General features: G+C 35.4%; 13 protein-coding genes and 1 tRNA gene. 8 read left to right on the plus strand and 6 right to left on the minus strand.

Features of this window, described 5'->3' with window-relative positions; translation table 11 throughout:
* The first annotated feature begins 18 nt into the window (after nt 1–18).
* Nucleotides 19–945: a UTP--glucose-1-phosphate uridylyltransferase GalU gene (galU, locus tag CDIMF43_RS04615; RefSeq protein WP_074401388.1), complete on the plus strand. Its 927-nt coding sequence runs from the start codon at nt 19–21 to the stop codon at nt 943–945.
* Between the two features lie 57 nt (nt 946–1,002).
* On the opposite strand, the gene CDIMF43_RS04620 is transcribed toward galU, so the two are convergent.
* Nucleotides 1,003–2,352, minus strand: coding sequence for an MATE family efflux transporter (locus CDIMF43_RS04620; RefSeq protein WP_109841307.1), 1,350 nt, complete (start codon nt 2,350–2,352; stop codon nt 1,003–1,005).
* 252 nt (nt 2,353–2,604) lie between these two features.
* Here CDIMF43_RS04620 and CDIMF43_RS04625 point away from each other — a divergent pair, with 252 nt between their 5' ends.
* The 7 genes from CDIMF43_RS04625 to namA all read left to right on the plus strand — a co-directional run bounded on the left by CDIMF43_RS04625 (nt 2,605) and on the right by namA (nt 10,040).
* Nucleotides 2,605–3,036 carry a tetratricopeptide repeat protein gene (locus tag CDIMF43_RS04625; RefSeq protein ID WP_074401390.1) on the plus strand — a complete coding sequence of 144 codons (432 nt, stop codon included), beginning with the start codon at nt 2,605–2,607 and terminating at the stop codon, nt 3,034–3,036.
* 91 nt (nt 3,037–3,127) lie between these two features.
* Nucleotides 3,128–4,075, plus strand: coding sequence for a thioredoxin-disulfide reductase (gene trxB, locus CDIMF43_RS04630; RefSeq protein ID WP_074401391.1), 948 nt, complete (start codon nt 3,128–3,130; stop codon nt 4,073–4,075).
* Between the two features lie 178 nt (nt 4,076–4,253).
* Nucleotides 4,254–5,978 carry a phospho-sugar mutase gene (locus CDIMF43_RS04635; RefSeq protein ID WP_109841308.1) on the plus strand — a complete coding sequence of 575 codons (1,725 nt, stop codon included), beginning with the start codon at nt 4,254–4,256 and terminating at the stop codon, nt 5,976–5,978.
* Between the two features lie 153 nt (nt 5,979–6,131).
* Nucleotides 6,132–7,019, plus strand: coding sequence for an RNase adapter RapZ (gene rapZ / locus CDIMF43_RS04640; protein WP_074401393.1), 888 nt, complete (start codon nt 6,132–6,134; stop codon nt 7,017–7,019).
* Complete coding sequence (locus CDIMF43_RS04645; RefSeq protein WP_109841309.1) at nt 7,016–8,011, plus strand: gluconeogenesis factor YvcK family protein; 996 nt, start codon at nt 7,016–7,018, stop codon at nt 8,009–8,011. Before rapZ ends, CDIMF43_RS04645 begins: the two co-directional genes overlap by 4 nt.
* Before the next feature lie 32 nt (nt 8,012–8,043).
* Nucleotides 8,044–8,991, plus strand: coding sequence for a DNA-binding protein WhiA (gene whiA, locus CDIMF43_RS04650; RefSeq protein WP_074401395.1), 948 nt, complete (start codon nt 8,044–8,046; stop codon nt 8,989–8,991).
* A 20-nt stretch (nt 8,992–9,011) separates the two neighbouring features.
* Nucleotides 9,012–10,040, plus strand: a complete 1,029-nt coding sequence (namA, locus tag CDIMF43_RS04655; RefSeq protein WP_109841310.1) for an NADPH dehydrogenase NamA — start codon at nt 9,012–9,014, stop codon at nt 10,038–10,040.
* 37 nt (nt 10,041–10,077) lie between these two features.
* On the opposite strand, the gene CDIMF43_RS04660 is transcribed toward namA, so the two are convergent.
* From CDIMF43_RS04660 to CDIMF43_RS04680, 5 genes are all read right to left on the minus strand, one after another.
* Entirely contained in the window at nt 10,078–10,608 is a 531-nt protein-coding gene (locus CDIMF43_RS04660; RefSeq protein ID WP_074401397.1) for a DsbA family protein, read from the minus strand.
* 111 nt (nt 10,609–10,719) lie between these two features.
* Nucleotides 10,720–11,313 (minus strand): ATP-dependent Clp endopeptidase proteolytic subunit ClpP, encoded by a 594-nt coding sequence (gene clpP, locus CDIMF43_RS04665; RefSeq protein ID WP_034571350.1) that lies wholly within the window; start codon nt 11,311–11,313, stop codon nt 10,720–10,722.
* A gap of 145 nt (nt 11,314–11,458) precedes the next feature.
* Nucleotides 11,459–11,965: a P-loop NTPase family protein gene (locus tag CDIMF43_RS04670; protein WP_109841311.1), complete on the minus strand. Its 507-nt coding sequence runs from the start codon at nt 11,963–11,965 to the stop codon at nt 11,459–11,461.
* A 78-nt stretch (nt 11,966–12,043) separates the two neighbouring features.
* Complete coding sequence (locus CDIMF43_RS04675; RefSeq protein ID WP_109841312.1) at nt 12,044–12,529, minus strand: NINE protein; 486 nt, start codon at nt 12,527–12,529, stop codon at nt 12,044–12,046.
* A 68-nt stretch (nt 12,530–12,597) separates the two neighbouring features.
* Nucleotides 12,598–12,669, minus strand: a tRNA-Arg gene (locus CDIMF43_RS04680).
* Nucleotides 12,670–12,725: the final 56 nt, after the last annotated feature.

Genomic DNA, 12,725 nt, shown 5'->3' on the forward strand with positions numbered 1-12,725 from the left:
TTATTAGGAGGAAATAAAATGCAAAAAGTAAGAAAAGCAGTTATTCCAGCTGCTGGATTAGGAACACGATTTTTACCCGCAACAAAAGCAATGGCAAAGGAAATGTTGCCAATTGTAGATAAACCAACCATTCAATTTATTGTAGAAGAAGCGATTAATTCAGGAATTGAAGATATTCTAATTGTGACAGGGAAAAGCAAGCGTCCAATTGAAGATCATTTTGACTCAAATCCAGAATTAGAAGCAAATTTAAAAGAAAAAGATAAACTTGAACTATTAAAATTAGTTGAAGAAACAACAGGATTGAATCTTTACTTTGTTCGTCAATCTTATCCCAAAGGATTAGGTCATGCTGTTTTACAAGCGAAGGCATTTGTTGGCAATGAGCCTTTTGTCGTAATGCTAGGTGATGACTTGATGGAGGATACTGTCCCATTAACGAAACAATTAATGGATGGTTACGAAAAAACACATGCTTCAAATATTGCTGTGATGAAAGTTCCTCATGAGGATACTTCAAAATACGGCATTATTGATCCTGAAATGGAAGTAGAAAAAGGATTATTCCATGTACGTAAATTTGTTGAAAAACCAGATCCAAAAGATGCACCAAGTGATTTAGCTATTATTGGTCGTTATTTATTAACACCAGAAATTTTTGAAATCTTAGAAAATCAAGCTCCTGGAGCAGGAAATGAAATTCAATTGACGGATGCCATTGACACATTAAATAAAACACAACGCGTTTTTGCACATGAATTTAAAGGCACAAGATATGACGTTGGCGATAAATTTGGTTTCTTAAAAACAAGCATCCAATATGGTCTGAAACATCCTGAAGTGAAAAATTCATTACGTGAATACATTATTCAATTAGGCAGCGAATTAGCTAATGAAGACGCTAAAGAAGCTGAAAAAGTAGATAAAGCTCCGAAGAAAAAATAATAAACGAAGTTAACTAAAAAAGGACTGGCTAATTTAATCAATTAGCCAGTCCTTTTTTTAATCAGATAATTTAAACTTACTTTTCCAAACATCTGATTTCCAACGATAAAGCATCAATAAACTTCGCAAAATTTCATCGATTGCATAGGCTAACCAAACGCCAACTAAACCAAGTCCAAATTTGATGGCTAGTAAATAAGAGAAGGGTAAACTAATAATCCAGAGGACAATAATACTACAAATCAACGGATATTTCACGTCGCCACTCGCATTTAAAGCGCCAACCAAAATCATATTGACAGCTCGCCCGGCTTCTAAAAAGATATCGACTAAGAAAACCTGTTTCGCAATCACTAGAACGGTCAGACTGGAAGTGAAAACGCCCATAATCGGTGTAATAAATAACCAAATTAAAAAGGTAATAACAACAGATAGAACAACGCCTATTTTCACACTACGAATGCCTCGGCGGTAGGCACGATCAATTTCGCCAGCACCAACATGCCGACCAATCATAATTTGTGTTCCTTGACTTAGCGAAGCTGCAGCAAGTGAGACGAATTGAGTAATTGCGTTAACGTAAGATTTGGCTACTAATGCATCTTGTCCTAAGGTTGCAACAATCGTTGTGACAACAACTTGCGCTGCTTGATAGGAAAGAGCTTCTCCTGAAGAAGGGAGCCCGTAACTTAAAACCGATTTTAAATTTTTAAAAGAAAAATCTTTAAAATTTGTAAATGAAATGCGATAACGAACATGGCGGTGGAGCAAATAAATTGCGATAACTAAACCTACAGAATTCCCAACAATACTTGAAACAGCCATGCCTGGAACACCGAAAATAGGTAAGCCAAAGGGGCCATACAAAGCAAAGAAATTTCCAATAACTGCAATAATACTTGCAAATAGAGGAACAAGTAAAGCAGGTTTTGTAAAACCATGACTACGCATAATCGCAATCATAGTAGTTGTCAGAGAAGTTAAAAACATTCCGCCACCAAATATTTTCAAATAGCCAGCCCCTATTTCAACTAATTCAGGACTTAGTTGCATCCATTGGAGGAAATAAGTTGAAAAGAAGATAAAAATGGTACTGATTAAAAAACCAAGAACTAAAGCCGCAGTTAAAGACGTAGTAATCACCGATTGGATTCGTTCTCTTCTTTTTGCACCAATTAATTGGGCAATGATAATTTGAGTTCCGACACTTACAAATCCAAAAATAAATACGGTTAGATTCAAGATTTGATTGGATGCACCAATAGCAGCCACAGCACTTTCTGAATATTTTGAAATCATTAGTACATTAATATTTCCAATAATAACCCTTAAAAAAAGTTCCACAAAAATTGGCCAACTTAAACTAATGAGCTCATTATCTGAATGAAGACGCTTCTTTTTGACCATAGGGACCTCCTTTATGATTTTAATTGACTTGCAGATATAATAGCTGAATTTAAGTAAAATTACGAGTAGAATTACTTTAAAAACAATATTTTTTAAGTGTATGTTAAATGCGAAAAAGAAACAATGGACATTTTTCTTTTTTTCGCAAAATAATTTTCTCCATCATGAATACAGGAATCCAAAATAGGTGCTATCCCACCTGAAATGTCTGTGTTATACTTAAAGACAAAGTTCAAAAAAGGAGGCGAAAAGATGTCTGATTCTGAAAATAAGCGAGCACCGATTATTGAGTTTTTCCCATCAAGTGAATATTACTTTAGTTTAGGGATTGCGGCGTTTCAAAAAAACGATATCCTCAAGGCTAAAAAATATTTAAATCGTGCAGCGACACTTTGTAAAACAGAGGAAGAAAAAATTTTTGCTCTTTGCCAACTAGCCATTTGCCATCAGCACGCCGGTGAATTTAATGAATCCATTGCTATTTTAGATACATTGATTGAAGAAAGTGGCGACATTTTTAGTGAAGCTTATTATTTTCAAGCAAACAATTATGCTTTTTTAGAGGACTTAGAGGAAGCATTGGAATTAGTAAAAATGTATTTAAAAGAAGATCCTGCCGGTGATTTTATTGAAGAAGCAACTGAATTAAAGCAAACTTTAGAAATGGAATTGAAAGGGTACTAATTTTTTGTAAGCAAATTAGTAGACGAATGCTTCCATTCATATTAAAGTAGATGAATAGCAGTAAGAATCGAGAAGTAAAGGGAGCGAAAACATGGAATCAAATGAAAAAATTTATGATGTGGTCATTATTGGATCAGGTCCAGCAGGAATGACAGCAGCGCTATATGCATCAAGATCAAACTTATCAACCTTGATGCTTGAAAGAGGCGTTCCAGGTGGTCAAATGATTAATACAGCTGAGATTGAAAATTATCCAGGGTTTTTAAGTATTTTAGGACCTGAATTATCGGATAAAATGTTTGAAGGATCAAAACAATTTGGTGCTGAATACGCCTATGGAGACGTTCAAGAAATACAAGATGGAAAAGAATATAAAACCATTACAGCAGGCGGAAAAGAATATAAAACACGTGCAATTATTATCGCTACTGGAGCAGAACATCGTAAACTAGGAGTTGCTGGCGAAAATGAATACAACGGACGCGGTGTGTCTTATTGTGCAGTATGTGATGGTGCCTTCTTTAGAAATAAAGAATTGATTGTAATTGGTGGCGGAGATTCGGCGGTTGAAGAAGGAACGTATTTAACTCAATTTGCTAGTAAAGTAACGATTGTTCATCGTCGCGGTGAGTTACGTGCTCAAAAAATATTACAAGACCGTGCATTTAAAAATGAAAAAGTTGACTTTATATGGAACGCAACAGTATCCGAAATTCATGGAGATGACATGAAAGTAACGGGAGCGACTTTAGTTGATACAAAAGATGGTTCAACGAAAGAAATTACCGCTGATGGAGCGTTTATCTATGTAGGTATTTTACCTCAAACAAATTCTTTTAAAAACTTAGGAATTACAGATGAAGAAGGCTGGATTATTACGAATGATGAGATGGAAACAGCAATTCCAGGTATTTTTGCTGTTGGCGATGTTCGTCAAAAAACATTACGTCAAGTTACTACCGCTGTTGGCGATGGCGGTCAAGCAGGACAAGCTGTCTTTAAATACGTAGAAGAATTAAAAGAAAGTTTAGAAAAATAAAAATGCGGACACAAAGAATCTTTAGTTCTCTAAAGGTTCTTTTTTTGTAACTAAAACATAAGATTTTTGAAATTTCTCCAAAATGAGTGAAAGCCTATGCAAGAAGTGATATAATCTAAATGATTAACTGTTATTGAAGGAAGTAACTAGAAAATACTAAAAAAGGATGATTTCAGAAATGACTTGGAAGAATACTTATAAAACTTGGAAAAACTATGAAGCATTAGAAGATAAGTTAAAAGCAGAATTAATAGAATTAGAGAACAATGATACAGTTTTGGAAGATGCTTTTTACGCACCATTAGAATTTGGAACAGCAGGCATGCGAGGTGTTTTAGGAGTAGGAATTAATCGGATGAACATCTACACCATTCGTCAAGCAACGGAAGGTTTGGCTTCATTTATGGACAGCTTAGGTGAGGAGACGAAAAAAAGAGGAGTAGCTATTGCTTATGACTCACGTCATCAATCACCTGAATTTGCAATGGAGGCAGCTAAAACATTAGGCAAACATGGCATTCCAGCGTTTGTATTTGAAAGCTTACGTCCAACGCCAGAACTTTCTTTTGCCGTTCGTGAATTGAAAACCTATGCAGGAATCATGATTACAGCAAGTCACAATCCTGCTGAATACAATGGGTACAAAGTTTACGGTGAAGACGGGGGGCAAATGCCACCTAAAGAAGCGGATGCTTTAACAACATTTGTTCGTGAAATTGACAATAGCTTAGAAATTGAGGTGTTAAGTGAAACAGAGTTGAAAAATTCTGGTTTATTAACCATACTTGGTGAAGACATTGATGCACCTTATCTTGAATTAGTGAAAACAGTGACAGTGAATCCTGAATTAGTAAAAGAAATGAGCAAAGAAATGAAGCTTGTCTTTACTCCTCTTCATGGAACGGGTCAAATGCTAGGAGAACGTGCACTAAAAAATGCTGGATTTGAAGGCATTACGGTAGTTCCAGAACAAGCGATTCCTGATCCTAGTTTTCCGACCATCAAATCACCAAATCCAGAGGAGCATAGTGCCTTTGAATATGCGATTCGCTTAGGTGAAAAAGAAGGAGCAGATGTTTTAGTTGCAACAGATCCAGACGCAGACCGTCTAGGGATTGCAGTGAAAATGCCTGCTGGAAATTATGAAGTGTTATCAGGAAATCAAATTGCGTCATTAATGTTGCACTATTTATTAACAGCTCAAAAAGAAGCCGGAACATTGCCTGCTAATGGTGCTGTATTAAAGTCAATCGTTTCAAGCGAGTTAGCAACGAAAATTGCAGAAAGCTTTGAAATTAAAATGATCGATGTTTTAACAGGGTTTAAATTTATTGCAGAAAAAATCAAACAATATGAAGAAGATCATAGTCAAACCTTTTTATTTGGATTTGAAGAAAGCTATGGTTATCTAGTAAAACCATTTGTTCGCGATAAAGATGCCATTCAAGCTTTAGTATTGGTAGCAGAAGTTGCTGCGTTCTATAAAAAACAAGGAAAAACAATGTATGATGGCTTACAAGAAATTTATCAAACATACGGCTATTTTGAAGAAAAAACAATCTCAGTTACAATGGCAGGAATTGAAGGAACAGCTAAAATTCAAGCTTTGATGGCAAAATGTCGTGCAGAAGCACCAAAAGAATTTGCAGGTATTGCTGTTGTAAGTTCTGAGGACTTTGGCAATCAAACGAGAACATTCCAAGACGGAAAAGTAGAGCCGATTGACATGCCGACATCTAACGTTTTAAAATATCAATTAGAAGATGGCAGTTGGATTGCGATTCGTCCATCTGGAACAGAACCGAAAATTAAGTTTTATATTGGTGCAGTAGCAGATACAGCTGAAAAAGTAGCGAATAAAGTAGCAGATTTTGAAGCAAGCATTCAAGCGATTATTGCGTAATAAAGAAGGGGATTAAGAAGCGTAGTCTTTTAAAGACTACGCTTCTTTTAACGAAATGAAAAAAAACTTCTTAAGTATACGTGATACACCCGGTATGTTATAATAGAAATTAAAGAATAAACGAGTAATCGTTTTGAAAAGGAGTGACTGATGATGGTAGATAGTCTTCAATTAGTAATTATTACAGGAATGAGCGGCGCAGGTAAAACTGTGGCAATGCAGAGTTTTGAAGATATGGGGTATTTTTGTGTTGATAATATGCCACCCAGTTTATTGCCTAAATTTTGGGAATTAGTAAAAGAATCAGGAAAATTAACAAAAATTGCTTTAGTAATTGACCTTCGTTCAAGAGCTTTTTTTGATGAAATTTTAACTGCAATTGGAAGTATGGACAATACGTCCTTTATTACAACGAAAATTTTGTTTTTAGAGGCAGAGGATGCAGTTTTAGTTTCAAGATATAAAGAAACAAGACGTGCTCATCCGTTGGCACGGGATGGTCGAGTGATGGATGGCATTCGTAGTGAACGTGAGTTGCTTAATGAAATTAAAGGAAGAGCGCAGCTAGTGATTGATACTTCACACTTAACGCCACGTCAATTAAGAGAAGAAATTATTTCAAATTTTAAAACAGAAGACACCAACTTATTTAGAGTTGAGGTCATTTCATTTGGTTTTAAATATGGGTTACCGATTGACGCCGATGTTGTAATGGATGTCCGTTTCTTACCAAATCCTCACTATATCGATACGCTACGTCCTTTAACTGGTTTAGATAAACCAGTATATGATTACGTGATGCAGCAACCAGAAACAGAACAATTTTATCGTAAATTTATTGATTTATTGTTATATGTTTTGCCTGGGTATAAAAAAGAAGGTAAAAATAATGTAACGATAGCGATTGGCTGTACAGGAGGGCAACACCGTTCCGTTGCTTTAACTGAACGAGTGGGACGTCAACTGATTGCCGATGACTATAAAGTCAATATTACACACCGAGATAAAGATAAACGTAAGGAAAGTGTCAATCGTTCATGATGGTTCCTAAACGCAATCGAAGACCTAAAATTGTTGTACTAGGAGGCGGGACGGGCCTACCTGTTATTTTAAAAAATTTAAAAGCACAGTCTGCAGATATTACAGCAATCGTAACGGTTGCTGATGATGGAGGCAGCAGTGGGACGATTAGAGATTATGTGAATGTAGTCCCACCAGGGGATATTCGAAATGTTCTCGTTTCATTATCTGATTTACCTAAACTGCAAGAAGAAATTTTCCAATATCGTTTTGATAGTGACGATCACTTTTTAGCGGGACATGCGATTGGAAATTTGATTATTGCAGCAATTACAGAGATGAAAGGGAATGTCTTTGAAGCGATTCAACTATTAGCTGAAATGATGCGTGTTGATGGTCAAGTGTACCCAGCTTCAGAAGAGCCGTTGATTTTACATGCGGAGTTTGAAGATGGAACTAGGGTTTCTGGAGAATCTAAAATTGCCCACGACCGTAAAACCATTAATCGGGTATATGTAACACCAACTGAAACGAACCACGATTCTAAAGCTGCTAGACAAGTAATTGATGCAATTTTAGAAGCGGATATGGTGGTATTAGGTCCAGGTAGTTTATTTACGAGTATTTTACCCAATTTAATGATTCAAGATTTAGGGGAAGCGGTTGTAAATACAAAAGCAGAAGTTGTCTACATCTGTAACATTATGACGCAATTAGGAGAAACAGAAAATTTTTCCGATGCAGATCACATCAAGGTATTGCACAAACATTTAGGCAATCAATTTATTGATACAATTTTAGTGAATACCGAACATGTTCCAGAAGATTACATGGACAAAGAGCGCTATGACGAATACCTCGTTCAAGTCACACATGATTTTGAAGGCTTGCGAAATGAAAATTGTCGCGTAATTTCGGCTGACTTCTTGAAACTCAGAGATCAAGGGGTCTTTCATGATGGAGAAAAAGTTGTAGAAGAATTACTGCGTCTTGTATTTGGTGCGAAAAATTAAAAAGGTCGTTTAAAGAAAGGAGGCTGTCTAATATGTCCTATGCCTCAGATGTCAAAAAAGAACTAACGACATTAGAAGTTCATAAAGAGCATGCAAAAGCTGAATTGGCAGCATTGATTCGCATGAATGGTGCGGTTAGTTTAGTGAATCAAAAGTTTATTTTAAATGTTCAAACTGAAAATGCAGCGATTGCCAGACGAATTTATGTCTTACTAAAAGATCATTTTGAAGTGGAAAGTGAACTGTTGGTTCGTCGTAAAATGAAATTAAAAAAAAATAATGTCTATATTGTACGTTTAAAACAAGGAACAAAAGAAGTTTTATCCGACTTAAATATTATGGATGGTCTACTTTTTCATGCTCATATTGCAGATGAGATTATTACAAACCCTCAAAAAATTCGTTCTTATTTAAGGGGGGCATTTCTGGCAGGTGGTTCGGTTAATAACCCTGAAACAAGCCGTTATCATTTAGAAATCTATTCCATCTATGAAGAACACAACAATGATATTTGCCAAATGATGAACTATTTTGAGTTAAATGCACGAACGTTAGAACGCCGAAATGGGTATATCACGTATTTAAAAGAAGCTGAAAAAATAGCAGATTTTCTTGCGTTGATTGGTGCAACTACAGGTATGTTGAAGTTTGAAGACGTACGAATCGTTCGAGATATGCGGAATTCTGTCAATCGTTTAGTGAATTGCGAAAATGCAAATTTAAATAAAACAATTGATGCAGCAGGAAAGCAGATTGAAAGTATACGGTTTATTGATGAGATGATGGGATTAGATAAACTTCCAGAAAAATTAAGAGAAATTGCTTTGGTTCGTTTAGAGTATCCAGAAGTAACCTTAAAGGAATTGGGAGAAATGATTCCAAGTGGTGCCATCAGCAAATCGGGTATCAACCATCGATTGCGTAAGTTAAATGAAGTAGCAGAAAATTTAAAAGCAAAAAGCACAGTTAGCAAAGGATAAAAGAAAGGTGGAAATCAAGTATGAAGTCACAATTATTAGCGCCCTATACAATAAAATCAGTAGAATTTAAAAACCGAGTAATGATGTCACCGATGTGTATGTATTCTGTTTTTGAACAAGATGGAAAAGTGACTGATTTTCACTTAACTCACTATGGAACAAGAGCTCTTGGTCAAGTAGGATTAATTATGGTTGAATCTACAGCAGTATTGCCAAATGGTCGAATTTCACAGGAGGATTTAGGCATTTGGTCAGATGATCATATTGCAGGTTTAACAAAATTAGTTGATCATGTTCATGAAATGGGTGCAAAAATAGGGATTCAATTAAATCATGCAGGACGAAAAGCAGATGTGCCTGATTCAATTGTAGCACCATCAAGTATTGCCTATAGTGAAGCCTATCAAGAACCAGAATCATTATCTGAAAATGAAATTACGGAGATTGTAAAAGCTTTTAAAGATGCCGTTATCCGGTGTCAAAAAGCAGGATTTGACGTGATTGAACTTCATGGAGCACATGGTTATTTGATTAATCAATTTTTATCCCCGTTGACGAACAAGCGAACAGATCAGTATGGTGGACCGATTGGCAACCGTTATCGTTTTTTAAGTCAAATCATTGCTGAAGTTCGAGAGTTATGGGAGAAACCTTTATTTGTTCGAATTTCTGCAGAAGATTACCAAGCAGATGGCGCTCACCTTGAAGATTATTTAATGATTGGAAAATGGATGAGAGATGCAGGTATTGATTTGATTGATGTCTCTACAGGAGGCTTAGTAAATGTTCAACCGACAAAAATATTTCCTGGCTATCAAGTGCATTATGCCGAAGAAATTCGTAAAGTAGTTGGCATTGCGACAGGAGCAGTAGGATTAATTACAAATGGAGCACAAGCAGAAGAAGTAATTGGAAATGGTCGAGCAGATTTGGTGGTTATTGGGCGAGAATTGTTACGTAATCCTTTTTGGGTTCGAGAGGTTGCCATTGAATTGAATGCAAAAGATCAACTGAAAACACCCGTTCAATATTTACGTGGTTGGAGATAAAAAAGAAACAAGCGATTGAGTAATCGCTTGTTTCTTTTTATTTTGTAAGTTCTTTTTCAATTAAAGTGGTTAACTCATCTGGTGTGATATGTTCATCAAAAATATGATCCCCCACAATAACCGTTGGAACAAAGAAGATATTTGCTGCTTCAGCTTCAGCAATAATTCCGTTGATTTGAGCTTCATTAGGTTGATTTTTAAGACCTAATTTCTCTTCAACATAAGTTGCGACTTCTTCATTGGTTAGGTCACCCCATTGGTGTTGATGTTCAAAAAGGAAGTCAATATCTTTTAGCGCTTTTTCAGGATTTTGATAGTCTAAATGATGATGACAAACATTTCCTTTTTGTAAAGAGGGTTTTTCTTTATCAAAATGTTTAATAATTCGTTGAACTTTTCCTTCTTCAACAAATTTTGTTAACACAGCTTTTGATTCTTCATGCCATTTCTTGCAATAAGGACAACGAATATTGATAAATTCGATTACTTTAACAGGAGCGTCTTTTGCACCAATTTTAAACCCAAATTCGGTTCCAACTTCGCTTGCTTTAATTTTACTGATATCCATAAATCAATTCCTCCTTCAATAGTTCCATAATTTAATTATACCGCGGATAGACATACAAGGGTAGCAAAAAAGCCTGTAAAACAAAATCGTTTTACAAGCTTTACTAAAAAATTATTTTAATGAAGAGCTGTTAACCATAATTTCATCGATTAAACCATAAGCTTTTGCTTCTTCAGCACTCATAAAGTTATCACGGTCTGTATCGCGTTCGATAACTTCAATTGGTTGACCAGTTTGATCTGCCAAGATTTTATTTAAACGTTCACGAGTTTTTAATATGTGACGCGCAGCAATTTCAATTTCAGTTGCTTGACCTTGAGCACCACCTAATGGCTGATGAATCATAATTTCTGCATTTGGCAATGCATAACGTTTGCCTTTTGCACCAGCTGTTAACAAGAAGCTTCCCATTGAAGCCGCCATTCCCATTGCGATTGTTTGAACATCAGCTTTGATGAAGTTCATAGTATCGTAAATTGCTAGCCCAGCAGTAACGCTACCACCTGGTGAGTTGACGTAAATGTAAATATCTTTTTCAGAATCTTGTGCATCTAAGAATAACAATTGTGCGATAACTGCATTTGCTACGTTATCATCAATTTGTCCGCTTAACATAATGATTCGGTCTTTTAATAGACGAGAATAAATATCATATGCGCGTTCTCCTCTAGATGATTGTTCAATGACTGTAGGTACTAAATTCATATTGTATTTCCTCCTTTAAAGGTTTAAATTCATGGTAATTGTAACATAAAAAGCAAAACCGTTACTAATTGTATTTTACTCTAATGGTCAACTAAGGTCAAATGTTTTGTTTGATTAACCATTAGTTGCAAAAATGAGGTAGAAATCAATTCATTAAAGAAGCTAGGTAGTGTTTTAATTCGGTTGGATGATGAAAGGTTAAAATTTTTTCTTTAGGAATATGGGCTAATTGTTTTAGTGTTTCTTTTCGTCTTGTAGGATAATTCCATGCAAATCTTAAAAAGTCTAAATTAAAACGTTCAGGACAACCATCTGCCATATCTGGTCTTACTTTTCCGTGATAGATAAAAGAGCGCTTTAAAATTCGGCGAATGTAAACAAATCTTGAGAAATCTAGAAAAATAATAGTATCACTATTGTTGAAACGGATAGGCCAAGTGATTGAATAGTTGCCTTCAATAATCCAATGTTGAGTTGAATGAATAAGAGGGGTTACCTTTTCTAGAAGAGCAGTTTTGCCAATTTCTTGCCAGTTTGGATTAAAATAAAGTGAATCTAAATGAATGACAGGAACCTCATAAAAATCCCCTAGTTGTTTAGCTAAGGTTGATTTCCCCGACCCTGAAGGACCAATAATCGTAATTTTTGTCATAAAACTAGCCTCCTTTACTAAGTAAAATAGCTTATTTAAAGAAAATCCTTTAAATAAGCTATTTATAAAACCTTTAAATTATTGAATAAAAATATTTCCATTTGCATCTTCTGGTTTGAAAGCGGCAAAGATACCTTCAAAAAAAGCAATTATAGCAGGGATACCAGTCCAACAGAAAATTAAAAATGTCATTCCAGCACCAGATTTTCCAGCATAAAACTTATGAACACCAAATCCACCAAGGAAGATAGCTAAAAGCACATAAATCCATTTATTGCCCCATTTCCCAACTTGGCTATATTGTGGAGTTTGTTGAACTTGACCCTGTTCTTGAGCTTGCGCTTGAGAAGTTTCATTCACACTGTTGATATTAATACGGTCTTGAAGGGTTTCTTTTTTTGGTTCAGGCCTATGTAGAATGACATTTGGACCATCATAATAAATTTCAACTAAGTCCCCAACATCTGCGTCAAAATCGATTGTTTCTAATGGAACACGAATGGTAGTGCCATCTTCTTTTGCAACGACTAAATAATCAGCTTCTAACTTGATAATTTTATTCATTTTAAAATTTCTTTTTGTTAAATAGTGACTGACACAAAAAAGAACAGGAATCTGTTCTCTGTTTTGTATGTCTCCTGGGGGAATCGAACCCTCATTTCAAGAACCGGAATCTTACGTGATATCCATTACACTAAGGAGACTAAATCAACTACTATAGTTTAGCTGAATTTAGTTGAAAAGACAAGATTTAATTATA

Origin of the sequence: Carnobacterium divergens (genome assembly GCF_900258435.1) — a bacterium.
Taxonomy (GTDB): domain Bacteria; phylum Bacillota; class Bacilli; order Lactobacillales; family Carnobacteriaceae; genus Carnobacterium; species Carnobacterium divergens_A.